The sequence below is a fragment of the Micromonospora ferruginea genome (assembly GCF_013694245.2).
Classification (GTDB): Bacteria; Actinomycetota; Actinomycetes; order Mycobacteriales; family Micromonosporaceae; genus Micromonospora; species Micromonospora robiginosa.
The window spans coordinates 802,599-818,363 of the sequence record NZ_CP059322.2 but is presented as its reverse complement, the minus strand read 5'-3'; the positions used below and the strand labels follow the sequence as shown (position 1 = coordinate 818,363).

General features: G+C 72.3%; 17 protein-coding genes. 3 read left to right on the top strand and 14 right to left on the bottom strand.

The window, feature by feature from the left end; translation table 11 throughout:
- Positions 1 to 95 precede the first annotated feature (95 nt).
- Positions 96 to 863: an enoyl-CoA hydratase/isomerase family protein gene (locus H1D33_RS03860; protein ID WP_181569369.1), complete on the bottom strand. Its 768-nt coding sequence runs from the start codon at positions 861 to 863 to the stop codon at positions 96 to 98.
- A gap of 46 nt (positions 864 to 909) precedes the next feature.
- On the bottom strand, positions 910 to 1,137 hold the full coding sequence (locus tag H1D33_RS03855) for a helix-turn-helix domain-containing protein (protein ID WP_007072022.1): 228 nt from the start codon (positions 1,135 to 1,137) through the stop codon (positions 910 to 912).
- Between the two features lie 182 nt (positions 1,138 to 1,319).
- Between H1D33_RS03855 and H1D33_RS03850 the strand changes: the two genes are divergently transcribed.
- Positions 1,320 to 1,925 carry a cadmium resistance transporter gene (locus tag H1D33_RS03850; protein WP_246411705.1) on the top strand — a complete coding sequence of 202 codons (606 nt, stop codon included), beginning with the start codon at positions 1,320 to 1,322 and terminating at the stop codon, positions 1,923 to 1,925.
- Between the two features lie 18 nt (positions 1,926 to 1,943).
- Here the strand turns inward: H1D33_RS03850 and H1D33_RS03845 are convergent, their stop codons facing one another.
- A complete protein-coding gene (locus H1D33_RS03845; RefSeq protein ID WP_181569371.1) occupies positions 1,944 to 3,551 on the bottom strand; it encodes an ABC-F family ATP-binding cassette domain-containing protein in 1,608 nt (535 codons plus the stop codon).
- 248 nt (positions 3,552 to 3,799) lie between these two features.
- Between H1D33_RS03845 and ypfJ the strand changes: the two genes are divergently transcribed.
- Positions 3,800 to 4,726: a KPN_02809 family neutral zinc metallopeptidase gene (gene ypfJ / locus H1D33_RS03840; protein WP_181572920.1), complete on the top strand. Its 927-nt coding sequence runs from the start codon at positions 3,800 to 3,802 to the stop codon at positions 4,724 to 4,726.
- A gap of 89 nt (positions 4,727 to 4,815) precedes the next feature.
- Here ypfJ and H1D33_RS03835 read toward each other — a convergent pair whose 3' ends face one another.
- The 11 genes from H1D33_RS03835 to H1D33_RS03785 all read right to left on the bottom strand — a co-directional run bounded on the left by H1D33_RS03835 (position 4,816) and on the right by H1D33_RS03785 (position 14,699).
- Positions 4,816 to 6,027: an RCC1 domain-containing protein gene (locus H1D33_RS03835; RefSeq protein WP_181569372.1), complete on the bottom strand. Its 1,212-nt coding sequence runs from the start codon at positions 6,025 to 6,027 to the stop codon at positions 4,816 to 4,818.
- Positions 6,028 to 6,192: 165 nt separating this feature from the next.
- The gene (locus H1D33_RS03830) at positions 6,193 to 6,831 is read right to left on the bottom strand and encodes an acVLRF1 family peptidyl-tRNA hydrolase (RefSeq protein WP_181569373.1); all 639 of its coding nucleotides are present in this window, start codon (positions 6,829 to 6,831) and stop codon (positions 6,193 to 6,195) included.
- A gap of 17 nt (positions 6,832 to 6,848) precedes the next feature.
- A complete protein-coding gene (locus tag H1D33_RS03825; RefSeq protein WP_181569374.1) occupies positions 6,849 to 7,556 on the bottom strand; it encodes a LysE family transporter in 708 nt (235 codons plus the stop codon).
- A 450-nt stretch (positions 7,557 to 8,006) separates the two neighbouring features.
- Entirely contained in the window at positions 8,007 to 8,405 is a 399-nt protein-coding gene (locus tag H1D33_RS03820) for a metal-sulfur cluster assembly factor (protein ID WP_181569375.1), read from the bottom strand.
- Positions 8,402 to 8,881 carry a Fe-S cluster assembly sulfur transfer protein SufU gene (sufU, locus tag H1D33_RS03815; RefSeq protein ID WP_181569376.1) on the bottom strand — a complete coding sequence of 160 codons (480 nt, stop codon included), beginning with the start codon at positions 8,879 to 8,881 and terminating at the stop codon, positions 8,402 to 8,404. The genes H1D33_RS03820 and sufU overlap by 4 nt, the downstream gene beginning before the upstream one ends.
- Positions 8,878 to 10,185: a cysteine desulfurase gene (locus tag H1D33_RS03810; protein ID WP_181569377.1), complete on the bottom strand. Its 1,308-nt coding sequence runs from the start codon at positions 10,183 to 10,185 to the stop codon at positions 8,878 to 8,880. The genes sufU and H1D33_RS03810 overlap by 4 nt, the downstream gene beginning before the upstream one ends.
- A 6-nt stretch (positions 10,186 to 10,191) precedes the next feature.
- On the bottom strand, positions 10,192 to 10,965 hold the full coding sequence (gene sufC / locus H1D33_RS03805; RefSeq protein ID WP_181569378.1) for a Fe-S cluster assembly ATPase SufC: 774 nt from the start codon (positions 10,963 to 10,965) through the stop codon (positions 10,192 to 10,194).
- The gene (locus H1D33_RS03800; RefSeq protein ID WP_091071871.1) at positions 10,965 to 11,291 is read right to left on the bottom strand and encodes a non-heme iron oxygenase ferredoxin subunit; all 327 of its coding nucleotides are present in this window, start codon (positions 11,289 to 11,291) and stop codon (positions 10,965 to 10,967) included. The genes sufC and H1D33_RS03800 overlap by 1 nt, the downstream gene beginning before the upstream one ends.
- Positions 11,291 to 12,436 carry a Fe-S cluster assembly protein SufD gene (sufD, locus tag H1D33_RS03795; RefSeq protein WP_181569379.1) on the bottom strand — a complete coding sequence of 382 codons (1,146 nt, stop codon included), beginning with the start codon at positions 12,434 to 12,436 and terminating at the stop codon, positions 11,291 to 11,293. Before sufD ends, H1D33_RS03800 begins: the two co-directional genes overlap by 1 nt.
- Positions 12,437 to 12,534: 98 nt before the next feature.
- Positions 12,535 to 13,965, bottom strand: a complete 1,431-nt coding sequence (sufB, locus tag H1D33_RS03790) for a Fe-S cluster assembly protein SufB (RefSeq protein WP_181569380.1) — start codon at positions 13,963 to 13,965, stop codon at positions 12,535 to 12,537.
- Positions 13,962 to 14,699: a helix-turn-helix transcriptional regulator gene (locus tag H1D33_RS03785; RefSeq protein ID WP_181569381.1), complete on the bottom strand. Its 738-nt coding sequence runs from the start codon at positions 14,697 to 14,699 to the stop codon at positions 13,962 to 13,964. Before H1D33_RS03785 ends, sufB begins: the two co-directional genes overlap by 4 nt.
- A gap of 98 nt (positions 14,700 to 14,797) precedes the next feature.
- Between H1D33_RS03785 and H1D33_RS03780 the strand changes: the two genes are divergently transcribed.
- Positions 14,798 to 15,760 (top strand): COX15/CtaA family protein, encoded by a 963-nt coding sequence (locus H1D33_RS03780; RefSeq protein ID WP_181569382.1) that lies wholly within the window; start codon positions 14,798 to 14,800, stop codon positions 15,758 to 15,760.
- The last annotated feature ends 5 nt before the right edge of the window (positions 15,761 to 15,765 follow it).

The window sequence follows — 15,765 nt, the reverse complement described above, 5'->3', positions numbered from 1 at the left end:
CTCCGGATCGTCGGGCAGGCCGAACCGTCGGGGTCAATTCTCCCGACGCCTGTGACAACCTCGCGAGTAACCCAGATCTTCCCGAACGGTCCTTACTATTCGCCCTGCCCGGCCAGGTCCCGGATCCGCCGGGTCTGCGCCTCCCGCTCGGCCCGCTGCTGCTCGGCGGGCGGGCGTCCGGCCGCGCCGGCGAGCAGCGCCTTGATCTCCACGATCGCGTCCCGGTTGTTGGCCAGCAGCCCGGCGGACAGGTCCCGCACCGCGCCGTCCAACTCGTCGGTCGGCACCACCAGGGTGGCCAGGCCGATCCGGTCCGCCTCGGCGGCGTCCATCCGGCGGCCGGTGGCGCAGATCTCCAGGGCCCGGGAATAGCCGACCAGGTCGACCAGGCGACCCGTGCCGGCCAGGTCGGGAACCAGGCCGAGGGTCACCTCGGCCATCGAGAGCCGGGCGTCGGCGGCGAGCACCCGCAGGTCGCAGGCGAGGGCGAGCTGGAAGCCGGCGCCGATCGCGTGCCCCTGCACCGCGGCGATCGAGATGACGTCCGGCCGGTGCAGCCAGGTGAAGCCGGCCTGATATTCGGCGATCCGGTCGGCGCACTCGCTCTCCGGGAGCGTGGCCAGCTCGGCGAAGGAGCCCGGCCCGGACGCGCCGGCGAACGCCAGGTCCAGGCCGGCGGAGAAGGACCGCCCCTCGCCGCGTACGACGACGACCCGGACGTCACCGGGCAGGTCCCGGGAGAAGTCGCTCATGGCGCGCCACATCGCCGGGGTCTGGGCGTTGAGCACGTCGGGCCGGCACAACGTCACCGTCGCGACCGGCCCGTCGCAGTCGAGTCGAACTCCGGCCGTCTCGGCGGTCACCGGACCGCCCGGAGCGCGACGCTGATGGACGACGCTGGGGGGCGGGTCACGCCTTCTTGCGGCGCCGGGCGCCGCCGCGCTGCCGCAGCTGCACCCCGGACTCGGTGAGCACCCGGTGGATGAATCCGTATGAACGGCCGGTCGAGGCCGCCAGCGCACGGATGCTCTCACCCCCGGTGTACCGCTTTACCAGGTCTTTGGCGAGCGTCTGACGCTCGGCCCCGACGATCCGGCGACCCTTCTCAGTGCTGGTGGCTGTGCCGGTGGCTGCCATGCTGATTCCTCACGTCCCAGACTGTGCGGTTCGGATACGGTCCCACCTATTAGACCGCCTCGGACGATCATGCGCCAGATATCAACTATTCGCCAACCGACACGCTACGCATTGTCAGCTTCCCGATAGAGTGATCCTCCCGACCGTCCGATCCGTACCGGTGGGGTCGTATCGTGCCCCCGGTGACCGACCTGATCGCCGCCGCGGCGGGCGCCGCGGGCGTATTCGCCGCCACCAACCTCGACGACGTCGTCGTGCTCACCGTGCTGTTCGTGGCGGCCCGGCGCAGCGGCCGGCCCCGACCCTGGCAGATCGTCGCCGGCCAGTACGCCGGCATCGGCGCGCTGGTCGCCGTCGCGGTGGTGGCCGCCGCCGGCCTGCTGGTGGTGCCCGACCCGTGGCCCGGCCTGCTGGGGCTGCTGCCGGTCGCGCTCGGCGTCCGGGCGCTGCTCAGGCGGGACGCCGAGGACGACGAGCCGCCGGCGGTGGTCGGCACGCTGCTCGGCGTCGCCGGGGTCACGGTCGCCAACGGCGCCGACAACATCGCCGTCTACGTGCCGGTCTTCCGCACCCTCGACCCGGCCACCGGCCTGGTCTGGCTGCTGGTCTTCGCCGTGCTGGTGGCCGTCTGGTGCGCGGTCGCCGCCGCGCTCGGCGGTCACCCCCGGGTGGTGGCGCTGGTCGGCCGCGCCGGCCACTGGCTGGTCCCGGCGATCTTCATCGCCATCGGCGCGACCATCCTGCTCACCTCCGGCGTGCTCCCCCGCCTGGCCGCCCTGCTCCCCTGACCTTCCGACGGGAGCGGGTCAGGCCAGCTCGACCAGTTCCAGGAGGTCGTCGGACCACGCGTCCTCGTCGCCGTCGGGCAGCAGGATGGCGCGGTCGGGCTTGAGCGCGGTCACCGCGCCCGGGTCGTGGGTGACCAGCACGATCGCGCCCGGATAGCGGGCGATCGCGTCGAGCACCTGCTCCCGGCTGACCGGGTCGAGGTTGTTCGTCGGCTCGTCCAGCAGCAGCACGTTGGCGCCCGAGCAGACCAGCGTGGCCAGCGCCAGCCGGGTCTTCTCGCCACCGGAGAGCACACCGGCCGGCTTGTCCACGTCCTCGCCGGAGAAGAGGAACGCGCCGAGGATCTTGCGCAGGTCGGTGTCGGTCTGGTCCGACGCGGCGCTGCGCATGTGCTCCAGGATCGTCCGGTCCACGTCCAGTGTCTCGTGCTCCTGGGCGTAGTAGCCGAGCCGCAGGCCGTGCCCGGGGCGCACCTCGCCGGTGTCCGGCTCCAGCAGCCCGCCGAGCATCCGCAGCAGGGTGGTCTTGCCGGCGCCGTTGAGGCCGAGGATGGCCACCCGGGAACCGCGGTCCACCGCGACGTTCACGTCCGTGAAGATCTCCAGCGACCCGTACGACTTGGACAGGCCGGCGGCGGTCAGCGGCGTCTTGCCGCACGGCGCCGGGTTGGGGAACCGGACCTTGGCCACCTTGTCCGCGTGGCGTACCTCTTCCAGCCCGGAGATCAGCTTCTCGGCCCGGCGGGCCATGTTCTGCGCGGCCACGGTCTTGGTGGCCTTGGCGCGCATCTTGTCCGCCTGGGCCATCAGCGCGCCGGCCTTCTTCTCGGCGTTGGCCCGCTCCCGGCGCCGCCGCCGCTCGTCGGTCTCGCGCGCCTCCAGGTACGCCTTCCAGCCGAGGTTGTAGGTGTCGACCACGGACCGGGTGGCGTCCAGGAACCACACCTTGTTGACCACGGACTCCAGCAGCGAGCCGTCGTGGGAGATCACGATCAGGCCGCCCTTGTGGTTGGCGAGGAAGCCGCGCAGCCAGGTGATCGAGTCGGCGTCGAGGTGGTTGGTCGGCTCGTCGAGCAGCAGGATGCCGCCGCCGTTCTCGCCCGCGTCGCGGAACAGGATCCGGGCCAGCTCGATGCGGCGGCGCTGGCCGCCGGAGAGCGTGCCGATGGTCTGCGCCAGCGCGCGGTCGGGCAGCCCGAGGTTGGCGCAGATCCGGGCCGCCTCGGCCTCGGCCGCGTAGCCGCCGAGCGAGGCGAACTGGTCCTCCAGCGCGCCGTAGCGGCGGACCAGCTTCTCGTCGTCGGCGCCCTCGGCGAGCTTGTCCTCCAGCTCCTTCATCTGCGCCATGAGCACGTCCAGGCCGCGTGCGGAGAGCACCCGGTCCCGCCCGGTGACGTCCAGGTCGCCGGTACGCGGGTCCTGCGGCAGGTAGCCGATGGCGCTGCGCCGGTCGATCTGCCCGGCGTACGGCTGACCCTCGCCGGCGAGCACCTTCAGGGTGGTGGTCTTGCCGGCGCCGTTGCGCCCGACCAGGCCGATCCGGTCCCCCGGCTGCACCCGCAGCGTGGTGTCGGACAGCAGGATCCGGGAACCGGCGCGCAGTTCCAGGCCGGTGGCAGTGATCATTTCGGAGTACTCGCTCTCGGGGTTCCGGAAGGGCTGATTCAGGGCACGCGAAAGCGCCGGCGGGTCGTCATCTCCCGTCGGCGCGGGGCCGTTCAGCCTTCGCAGCGCAGCACGGGTCAAGTGTACCGGGCGCGCCGCGCCGCCCCCGCCGGATTACCGGACAAGATCATCGGGTACCGAATGCGCCGTCCGGACCCGGTCCGGTACCGCAACCATCACACACGGACACATCGGTGATCGGGGTCAACATGGAGCTGAACGAGAACGCGCGGGTCGACACCAGCCAGGTGGACGACCGGCGAGGGTCCGGCGGCGGAGGAGGAGGCGGGATGGGCATTCCCATCCCGGGTGGCGGCGGTGGCCGGGGCGGGCTCGTGGGCATCATCATCGCCGTGCTCGTCGCCCTGGTCGGCGGCGGCTTCGGCCTCAACGCGGCCACCAACGGCGGCGGCGGATCCGAGCAGGGCGACAACACCTCCCTGGAGCAGAAGTGCTCCGCGCAGGACGCGCTGAAGCAGCTCGACTGCCGCAACACCCTCTACGTCAACTCGATCCAGGCATACTGGCGCACCGCCATGCCGGAGGTCTTCGGCGAGCAGTACCAGCCGTCCAAGACGGTGTTCTTCAGCCAGAACGTCAACACCGGCTGCGGCGCGGCCGACTCCGGGGTCGGGCCGTTCTACTGCCCGGCCGACGACCTGGTCTACATCGACCTCACGTTCTACCGGCTGCTCGCCGACCAGCTCGGCGCCGAGGGCGAGTTCGCCCAGCCGTACGTGCTGGCGCACGAGTACGGCCACCACGTGCAGGACCTGCTCGGCACCGAGGCGCAGATGCGCCGCCAGCAGCAGCGCGACCCGCAGAACGCCAACGCGCTCTCGGTCAAGCTGGAGTTGCAGGCCGACTGCTACGCCGGCGCCTGGGCCAAGAACGCCACCGGCACCGCCGACGACAAGGGGCAGAAGATCTTCAAGAGCATCACCGACCAGGACATCCAGCAGGCGATCGACACCGCCGAGAAGATCGGCGACGACGCCATCCAGCAGCGCTCCGGCCGGCCGGTGAACCCGGACGAGTTCACCCACGGCAGCTCCGAGCAGCGCAAGCAGTGGTTCACCAAGGGCTTCTCCACCGGCGACCCGAAGGCCTGCGACACCTTCGGCGCCGGCCAGTAGGCGCGACCGCTCCACCCCGGGCCGTCGGCCCGTACCGCTGGGACGTCCCGCGGCACGGGCCGGCGGCCCGGTCCCGTGGTGCCCGCCGGTCAGCCCGGCAGGTTCACCTGGGCCGGCGTCGGCCGCTGGACGGTGGTGCCGTCGCCCAGTTGCCCACCGCTGTTGTCGCCCCAGCACCACAGGCCGCCGCCGGTGCGGATCCCGCAGCCGTGGTCGGTGACGGCCAGGCCGCCGGTCCAGGTCGTCTCGGTGCCGACGCGGGTCGGCGCGGACCGGTGCGTGGTGGTGCCGTCCCCGACCTGCCCGGAGCCGTTCTTGCCCCAGCACCAGAGGCTGCCGTCGGTGCGCGACGCGCACGACGTGTCACTGCTCGCGTCGACCCGGCTCCAGGTGGTGCCGGTGCCGACCTGGACCGGCGTGGTCTGGTAGGTGCCGCCCACGCCGAGCTGCCCGTAGCCGTTCTCCCCCCAGCACCACAGCGCGCCGGAGCGGACCCCGCAGGTGTGCGCGTATCCGGCCGCGACGCCGGACCAGGTGGTCGCGGTGCCGACCTGCGCCGGCGTGGTCTGCGAGCCCAGCGTGCCGAGACCGAGCTGCCCGTCCGAACTCAGCCCCCAGCACCACAGCGTGCCGTCGGTGCGGATCGCGCAGGTGTGCGCGAAGCCGGTCGAGACGCTCGCCCAGGTGGTCGCGGTGCCGACCTGCAGCGGGGTGGTCGCGACGTACGGCGAGGTGCCCACGCCGAGCTGCGAGGTCCGGTTGAAGCCCCAGCACCAGAGCGTGCCGTCGGTCCGGATCGCGCAGGTGTGCGCCGGGCCGGCGCTGACCCGGGCCCAGGTGGTGGCGGTGCCGACCTGCACCGGCGCGCTGCGGCTGGTGGTGCTGCCGTCGCCGAGCTGGCCCCGGAAGTTCGAGCCCCAGCACCACAGCGTCCCGTCCGTCCGGATCGCGCAGGTGTGGCCGGAGCCGCCGTCGACCGACGCCCAGGTGGCGGTGCCGACCCGCGCCGGGGTGCTCCGGTTCGTGGTGGTGCCGTCGCCGAGCTGGCCGCCGTAGTTCGAGCCCCAGCACCACAGGCCCCCGTCGGTCGGGATCGCGCAGGTGTGCGCCCCGCCGGTGGTGACACTGGTGACCGCCGGGGCCGCCAGCGCGGCGCGTTCGGCCGCACCGGCCGCCGCCGGGCCCGTGGTCAGCGCGGCGGTGAGCACGACGCTTCCGGTGCACATCGCCGCCGCGGCGGCGAGCAGCCTGGTCGCACGGCGCCACCGGGTTCCGGGCCGGCCGTCCTGATGTCCGCTCATGAAAATGTTCTCTCCCAACGATGTCGGTGCACGGATGGCGGAGGCGAAGCTGCCCCGGTGGGTCGCCCGGAGACCCACCACTTCGTGACACCAACCTTAGAGATCGGTTTCGCTCGATGCACTGGCGGCGCGGGAGATTGACCGGCTTGATGTGATCTTTCCTGTTCAGCGGACCAGGATGTGGACCGCCCGGGCGGCGGCGACGGCCGCCACCAGCACCGCGTGCCGAGGTTCCGGCACGTCCAACAGGCGCTCGGCACGCAACGCCGCGAGCGGCGCCAGCCGCCGGTCGGCCAGCACCGTGTCCACCGCCCGCCGGTCCCCGCCGCAGACCAGCGCCGCGAGCGTGCCGGCCGCCGGCAACAGCAGGCGTACGGCGAGGTCGGCCGCGTCGCCCAGGGCCGCCTTCGCCTGGTTGTCGCGCCGCCTGGCGAACCGCTGCTGCGACCAGCCGCCGGCGGCGGTGCGCCCCTGCACGTACCGGGTGTCCACCTTGGAGGTCACCAGCTCGGTGCCGTCGGCCACCCCGACCGCCACCGCGCCCTTGCGGGCCAGTAGCAGGCCGAGCCGGCGGGGCGCGGCGGCCACACCGGCGAACGCCCGCAGGTCCGGCGCCGGGCGGGCGCCGGGCGGCGTGTGCAACTCGGCGGTGGCGCCGTCCGGGGCGGTGAGCAGCAGACCGTACCCCAGGGCGGTGACGGTGGGCGGGCCGTGCCGGTCGGCGAAGCCCTCGGCCCAGCGCAGGACGCGGGCCGGGTCGACCTCGACCCACCGGCCGCCCCCGGCTGCGGGTCGGCTGCTCATGACACGACGGTACGCGGTCAGCCGGACAGCAGGGTGGCCGCCGCGAGAGCGGCGATCAACGCGCTGGACACCACGCCGGTGACCAGCCGGCCGCGCGGACCGGACAGCGCCCGGCCGACCACCGAGCCACCGCCGGCCACCACCAGTTGCCAGCTCGCCGAGGCCAGGAACGCGCCGGCCACGAACGCCGCGGCGACGGCCGGATCCGGCTCGGCCGCGTCGCGGCGGCCGAGCACCAACGCGGCGAAGTAGAGCACCGTGGCCGGGTTCAGCAGGGTGAGGCCGAGCAGCGCCAGGTACGCCCGGGCCGGGGTGCGCAGGCCGCGACCCGCCGGCACGTCCGCTCCCGCCGGGCCACGCACCGCCGGGGCCCCGCCCACCGCCGGGTCGTGCCCGCCGCGCACCGCCGGGGGCTCGTCCATCGGCCGGGCTCGCCGGGTGGACCAGGCCCGCCACAGGCCGTGCGCGGCGATGCCGAGCAGGACCAACGCGGCGACCACCCGCAGCGGCCCGGCGACCGGGGCGAGGAGCCTCGCCAGCCCGGCGCCGCCGAGCGCGGCGAGCGCCGCGTAGAGCCCGTCGGCGGTCGCCACGGCCAGCGCCGCGGCGGCGCCGACCCGGAACCCGTCGCGGGCGCTCAACCCGAGGATGAGGACCGCGATCGCACCGACCGGGATCGCCACGCCGTAGCCGGCGACCAGGCCGGCGAGGAACCCGCCGGTCACGACGGCGGACGACGGGTCGAGACGGCCGGCAGGGCGCGCTGTCGACGCGCGGCCGTGGCCGCACGGACAGGAGCCTGCTTCGGGTACGCCTCGATCACCCCCTCATCCTCCGACCCGCGCCCCCGCCCCCGCCACCCGATTTCTCGGCTCGGCTCGGCTCGGCTCGGGTCGGGTCGGAGGAGATCTTGGAACGAAAAGGCCCCTATGGGGGCCGGTTTCTTCCAAGATCTACCGGCGTCCCGCTCGATGGACGCTCGATCTCATCTTCTGGTCGCTGGCGGTCCTGGACGAGCTGACCGCCGGCGCAGATCGGGCCGGAGCACTGTCGACCGTGAAGGCGGCACTGGTGGAGGTGGCGGGGCGGGGCGGGGACCAGGTGGGCGGGCAAACGACTCGGGCGCGCCACCCCGGAAGGGGTGACGCGCCCGCGAACGGTGACCGGGGAACCGGTCAGACGTTGAAGCCGAGCGAGCGGAGCTGGTCGCGCCCCTCGTCGGTGATCTTGTCGGGGCCCCACGGCGGCAGCCAGACCCAGTTGATCCGGATGTCGTTCACCAGGCCGCCGCCCGGGCCGGTGGTCAGCGCCTGCCGGGCCTGGTCCTCGATCACGTCGGTCAGCGGGCAGGCCGCCGAGGTCAGCGTCATGTCCAGCGTGGCGACGTTCTCGTCGTCCACGTGCACGCCGTACACCAGGCCCAGGTCGACCACGTTGATGCCCAGCTCGGGGTCGACGACGTCCTTCATCGCCTCCTCGATGTCGCCGACGGCGGCCTTGCCGCCGGCCGGCGTGGCCGGGCTGTCGGTCGCCACCGCGCCGGTCTCCGGCGTCGTGGTCTCGTGCTCGCTCATGCCTTCACCTCCGTCGGGCTCACGCCCACCCCGGCGCGTGCCGCAGCGTCCTTGAACGCCATCCACGACAACAGCGCGCACTTGACCCGGGCCGGGTAGCGCGCGACACCCGCGAACGCCACCCCGTCTCCGAGTACGTCCTCGTCCGGCGTGACCTGGCCACGCCCGGACATCAACTCGACGAACGCCTCGTGCACCACCGCGGCGTCGCCCGCCGCCCGGCCCCGCAGCAGCTCGTGCAGGATGCTCGCCGACGCCTGGCTGATCGAGCAGCCCATCCCGTCGTACGAGATGTCGGTGAACACGGTGCCGTCGGTGGCCACCCGCACGGTGATCTCGTCACCGCAGGTCGGGTTGACGTGGTGCGCCTCGCCGACCCGGGTGGCCGGGTCCGTCGCCTCCCGCAGGCCACGGCCCTGCGGGTGCTTGTAGTGATCCAGGATGATCTCCTGGTAGAGAGAATCAGGATTCGTCACGCGAACACCTTCCGCACCTGCTCCAGGCCCGCCACCAGGGCGTCGATCTCCGCGGTGGTGGTGTAGAGGTAGAACGACGCCCGCGTCATCGCCGGCACCCCGAAGCGGGCGCACACCGGCTTGGCGCAGTGGTGCCCCACCCGCACCTGCACGCCGAGCGAGTCGAGCACCTGCCCGACGTCGTGCGGGTGCACGTCACCGAGCGCGAACGAGATCGTCCCGCCCCGGCCGACCGGCACGGACGGGCCGAAGATCCGCAGCCCGGGCACGGTGGCGAGGGCGTCCAGCGCGTACGCCGTCAGCTCCTTCTCGTGCCACTGGATCGCCCGCATCCCGACCCCGGTCAGGTAGTCCACCGCCGCGCCGAGCGCGACCGCCTCGGCGATCGGCGGCGTGCCCGCCTCGAACCGGGCCGGCGGCGCGGCGAACGTGGTGCGCGCCATCGTCACCGTCTCGATCATCGAGCCGCCGCCCAGCACCGGAGGCATCGCGGCGAGCAGCTCGCCCCGGCCCCAGAGCACGCCGACGCCGGTCGGGCCGCACATCTTGTGCCCGGTGAAGACGATGAAGTCGGCGTCCAGGTCGACCACGTCGATCGGCTGGTGCGGCACCGACTGGGAGCAGTCGAGCAGCAGCAGCGCGCCGACCTGGCGGACCCGCTCGGTGATCCGGCCGGTGGCGTTGACCGTGCCGAGGATGTTCGACGTGTGCACCAGCGAGACGATCTTCGTGCGCTCGGTGACCAGGTCGTCCAGCCCCGACTCGTCGAGCCGGCCGCCGTCGGTGACCGGGAACCAGCGCAGCGTCGCGCCGGTGCGCTCGGCGAGCAACTGCCACGGGACGATGTTCGAGTGGTGCTCCATCTCGGAGATCACGATCTCGTCGCCGGGGCCGAGCCGGAACCGCTCGTCGCCGTCCGCGCGCAGCGACGCGTTGGAGAACGCGTACGCCACCACGTTGATCGCCTCGGTGGAGTTCTTGGTGAACACCACCTCGTCCACGCTCGGCGCGTTGACGAACGCGGCGATCTTCGCCCGTGCCCCCTCGTACGCCTCGGTCGCCTCGGTGCCCAGCGTGTGCACCGAACGCGACACGTTGGCGTTGTGCCGCGCGTAGTGCTCGGTGAGCACGTCCAGCACCTGCCGCGGCTTGTGCGAGGTGTTCGCGCTGTCCAGGTAGACCAGCGGGTGACCGTTGACCTCCCGGTCCAGGATCGGGAAGTCGGCCCGCACCGCCGCGGAGTCGAAGCGCGGCACGTCGTCGTACTGCGGCATGCCGGCCGGGATCGCGATGGAGGAGGTCATGTCAGGTCAGGCCCGCGCCGCGCCGGCCCCGGCCACGTACCGCTCGTAGCCCTCTTCCTCGAGCTTGTCGGCCAGCTCGCGGCCGCCCTGCTCGACGATCCGCCCGGCCACGAAGACGTGCACGAAGTCCGGCTTGATGTAGCGCAGGATCCGGGTGTAGTGGGTGATCAGCAGCATGCCGGTGTCGCCGGTGTCCCGGACCCGGTTGACGCCCTCGCTGACCACGCGCAGCGCGTCCACGTCCAGGCCGGAGTCGGTCTCGTCGAGGATGGCGATCTTCGGCTTGAGCAGCTCCAGCTGCACGATCTCGTGCCGCTTCTTCTCACCGCCGGAGAAGCCCTCGTTGACGTTGCGCTGGGCGAACGCCGGGTCCATCTGGAGCTTCTCCATGGCCCCGCGCAGCTCGCCGGCCCAGGTGCGCAGCTTCGGCGCCTCGCCGTCGATGGCGGTCTTGGCGGTCCGCAGGAAGTTGGCCACCGACACGCCGGGGACCTCGACCGGGTACTGCATGGCCAGGAAGAGGCCGGCGCGGGCCCGCTCGTCGACGGACATGGCGAGCACGTCCTCGCCGTCGAGGGTCACCTCGCCGCCGGTGATCTCGTACTTGGGGTGGCCGGCGATCGAGTAGGCCAGCGTCGACTTGCCGGAGCCGTTCGGGCCCATGATCGCGTGCGTCTCACCGGAGCGCACGGTCAGGTCGACCCCGTGCAGGATCGGCTTGAGCTCACCCTCGGGCAGCTTGACCGACACCTTCAGGTCGCGGATCTCCAGGGTGCTCATTATCGCGTCACTCCATTGCTCGGCGTCATGCTGACGTAGATCTCGCCGTCGCGGACTTCGACGGGGTAGACGGGTACGGGTTCGGTCGCGGGCAGCCCGGTCGGCTCGCCGGTACGCAGGTCGAAACGGGATCCGTGCAGCCAGCATTCCAGCGTGCAGCCCTCGACCTCGCCCTCGGAGAGCGCCACGGCGGCGTGCGAGCACTCGTCGCGGACGGCGTAGAACGCGTCGTCCTCGCCGTGCACGATCGCCACCTGCACGCCGTCCACGTCGGCGCTGATCGCGGCGCCCTTCGGCACGTCCTCGGTGGAACAGATCCTGATCATCAGGCGCCGGCCTTGGTCAGGCGCGCCTCGATCGCGTCACCGAGCCGCTCGCGCAGCTCCTCGACCGGGATCTTGTTGATCATCTCGGCGAAGAAGCCGCGCACCACCAGGCGACGGGCCTCACCCTCCGGGATGCCCCGGGCCATCAGGTAGAAGAGCTGCTCGTCGTCGAACCGGCCGGTCGCGCTGGCGTGCCCGGCGCCGGCGATCTCGCCGGTCTCGATCTCCAGGTTGGGCACCGAGTCGGCCCGGGCGCCGTCGCTGAGCAGCAGGTTCCGGTTGATCTCGTACGTGTCGGTGCCGGTCGCCTCGGCCCGGATCAGCACGTCGCCGACCCAGACGGTGTGCGCGTCGTCGCCCTGCAGCGCGCCGCGGTAGCCGACGTTGCTGCGGCAGTCCGGCACGGTGTGGTCGACGAGCTGCCGGTGCTCCAGGTGCTGCCCGGAGTCGGCGAAGTAGAGGCCGTACAGCTCGGCCTCGCCACCGCGCTGGGTGTATTCCACCGTGGTGTGCTGGCGGACCAGGTCGCCACCGAGGCTCACCTGCACGTGCACGACCTTGGCGTCGCGGCCCAGCTTCACCTTCAGGTGCTGCGCCTGGACCGCGTCGTCGGCCCAGTCGGCGACCGTGACCAGGGTCAGCTTCGCGCCGTCGGCCACCGTCACCTCGACGTTGTCGGCGAGCGTGGCCGAACCGACGTGCTCCAGCACCACGGTCACCTCGGCGAACCGGCCCACCTCGACGAAGGTGTGGCCGAACGCGGGCGCCCCGGCGTCCTCGCCGACCGCCCGCAGGCGCACCGGCGTCGCCACCACGGCGTCCCGGGCGACCTGCACCAGCAGCGCGCCGTCGGCCTCGCCGTGGGCCAGCGCGCTGACCCGGTCGAACGGGGTGAGCACACTGCCCACGCGCGGGTCGTCGGAGGCGATCCGGTCGACGGTGACGCCCTCGGGCAGGTCGTCGTGCTCGTGCCGGACCGTGCCGCGCGGCGACCCGGAGCCGTCACCCGTCAGGCCCCGCAGGCGCTTGAGCGGGGTGAAACGCCACTCCTCCTCCAGGCCGGTCAGGGCCGGGAAGTCGGCGACGTCGTACGAGCGGAGCGCCTGCGACTTGGTCGTGGGCGGCGCGGAAGCCTGGGTAGTCATCTCTTCCTTGGTCTGTTCAGCGACGCGGTGTCATTAGTCGGAGGGTCGGACGGGGTCCGCGCTGCCCGGCCAGACTGGTCCGGGCAGCGCGGTCACGGTCAGCCGACCGCGCCCTCCATCTGCAGCTCGATCAGGCGGTTGAGCTCCAACGCGTACTCCATCGGAAGCTCCTTGGCGATCGGCTCGATGAAGCCGCGCACGATCATCGCCATCGCCTCGTCCTCGCTCAGGCCCCGGCTCATCAGGTAGAAGAGCTGGTCGTCGCTGATCTTGGAGACGGTCGCCTCGTGCCCCATCGACACGTCGTCCTCGCGGATGTCGACGTACGGGTAGGTGTCGGAGCGGGAGATGGTGTCGACCAGCAACGCGTCGCACTTGACCGTGCTGCGGCTGCTGTGCGAGCCCTCCAGCACCTGCACCAGGCCGCGGTAGGAGGTGCGACCGCCGCCCCGGGCGATCGACTTCGACACGATGGTCGAGGAGGTGTGTGGCGCGGCGTGCACCATCTTGGCGCCGGCGTCCTGGTGCTGGCCCTCGCCGGCCATGGCCACCGAGAGCACCTCGCCCTTGGCGTGCTCGCCGGTCATGTAGACCGCCGGGTACTTCATGGTGACCTTGGAACCGATGTTGCCGTCGACCCACTCCATGGTCGCGCCCTCGTGGCAGACGGCACGCTTGGTGACCAGGTTGTAGACGTTGTTCGACCAGTTCTGGATGGTCGTGTAACGGCAGCGCGCGTTCTTCTTGACGATGATCTCCACGACCGCGCTGTGCAGCGAGTCGGAGGAGTAGAGCGGCGCGGTGCAGCCCTCGACGTAGTGCACGTACGCGCCCTCGTCGACGATGATCAGCGTGCGCTCGAACTGGCCCATGTTCTCCGTGTTGATCCGGAAGTAGGCCTGCAGCGGGATCTCCACGTGCACGCCCTTCGGCACGTAGATGAACGAGCCACCGGACCACACGGAGGTGTTCAACGCGGCGAACTTGTTGTCGCCGACCGGGATCACCGTGCCGAAGTACTCCTTGAAGATGTCCTCGTGCTCGCGCAGCGCGGTGTCGGTGTCGAGGAAGACGACGCCCTGCTCCTCGAGGTCCTCACGGATCTTGTGGTAGACGACCTCGGACTCGTACTGCGCCGCGACGCCGGCGACCAGCCGCTGCTTCTCCGCCTCCGGGATGCCCAGCCGGTCGTAGGTGTTCTTGATGTCCTCCGGCAGGTCCTCCCAGCTGGTGGCCTGCTTCTCGGTGGACCGGACGAAGTACTTGATGTTGTCGAAGTCGATCCCGGTGAGGTCGGCGCCCCAGGCCGGCATCGGCTTGCGGCCGAACAGCCGCAGGCCCTTCAGGCGCAGGTCGAGCATCCAGGCCGGCTCGTTCTTCTTGGCCGAGATGTCACGCACCACCGCCTCGTTCAGACCACGCTGGGCGGCGGCCCCGGCGACGTCGGGGTCGGCCCAGCCGTACTCGTAACGACCGAGGGCGGCGAGCTGCTCCTCCTGGGTCAGGGGCTGGACGATCTGCTCGGTCATCTATCTGTCCTCACAGTGGTGACGGTGGAACCGGACTGGGCGGGAATGTGCGTGGTGCACACGCCGTCGCCGTGCGCGATGGTGGCCAGGCGCTGCACGTGGGTGCCGACCAGGCGGGAGATCACCGCGGTCTCGGCCTCGCACAGCTGGGGAAACTCGGCGGCCACGTGCGCCACCGGGCAGTGGTGCTGGCAGAGCTGGCCGCCGGACGCGATCGTGGACGCGTTGGCAGCGTAGCCCTCGGCGGTGAGCGCCCCGGCGAGCGCCTCGGCCCGCGCGAGCGGGGCGTCGCCGGCGTCCTCCATGGCGGCCCGGCAGCGGTGCTCCAGCGCGGCGACCTGGTCGGCCGCGAACGCCGCGACCGCCTCGGCGCCGCCGGTGCGGGCGATCCACCGCAGCGCGGCGGTGGCCATGTTGTCGTAGTGGTGGGTGCCACAGCGCACCCGGGCCGCCTCGGTCAGCACGAAGACCTTGGCCGGCCGGCCCCGCCCCCGGCTGCCCCGGACCGTCTGCTCGCGGGCGACCACGTCACCGTCGGCGAGCATCGCGTCGAGGTGCCGGCGGATCGCGGCCGGGCTGAGACCGAGCGCGGAGCCGAGCTGCGCGGCGGTGGTCGCGCCCCGCTCCAGCAGAAGCTGCGTGACCCGGTCCCGGGTCGACAGGTCGGCAGGGGCCGTCGCGCCGGCGACCGTACTGGTCACCGACCCTTCGGACAGCGCTGCCGCGTTTTTCACAACGGCAACGTTACGTAATTCGCGCAGGCCCCGCAAACCCGGGGTCCGGTGATCCCGACCACCGGGTCTCCGGAGTCACCCGATCGGGATCAACTACGGTGCGTAGGATTCGCTCCGTGAAGCGTTCCGTCCGGTTCCCGGTCTCCCCCACGCTGCTGCGTCGCCTCGCGTTCACCTCGATCATCGCGAACGTGGCGATCGTGGTCACCGGCGGGGCCGTCCGGCTCACCGCCTCCGGCCTCGGCTGCCCCACCTGGCCCCGGTGCACCGACGAGTCCTACACCACCACGTCCGAGATGGGCGTGCACGGGGTGATCGAGTTCGGCAACCGGCTGCTCACCTTCGCGGTGGGGATCATCGCGCTCGCCGTGGTGCTGGCCGTGCTGGCCCAGCGCCCGCGCCGCCGGGGGCTGCTGCCGCTGGCCGTGGGCGTGCTGCTCGGCATCCCGGCGCAGGCGGTCCTCGGCGGGATCACCGTGCTCACCAACCTCAACCCGTGGGTGGTCGGGCTGCACTTCCTCGCCTCGATGGTGGTGATCGCGGTCGCGTACGCGCTGTGGCGGCGCACCGTCGAGCCGGACGGGCCGGTGACGCCGACCGTGCCGGCGCCGCTGCGTACCCTCGCCTGGATCACCACCGTGGTCGGCGCGGCGGTGCTGGTGGTCGGCACCTGGGTGACCGGCAGCGGCCCGCACGCCGGCGACCAGGGCGCGGCCCGCAACGGCCTGGACCCCGAGTCGATCTCCCAGGTGCACGCGGACGGCGTCTTCCTGCTGCTCGGCCTCTCGGTGGCGCTGTTCTTCGCGTTCCGCGCGGTCGGCGCCACGCGCGCCGCCCGGGCCGCCGCGGTGCTGCTCGCGGTCGAGCTGGGTCAGGGCCTGATCGGCTTCGTGCAGTACTTCACCCACCTGCCGGCGGCGTTGGTCGCCGCGCACATGCTCGGCTCCTGCCTGGTGCTGCTCGCCACGCTCGGCGTGCTGTGGGCCACCCGCGAGCGCCTCCCGGCCGCCCCGCCGGCCCCGGCCGCGCCGACCGCCGAGCCGGTGGGCGCCACCGCCTGAGCCGG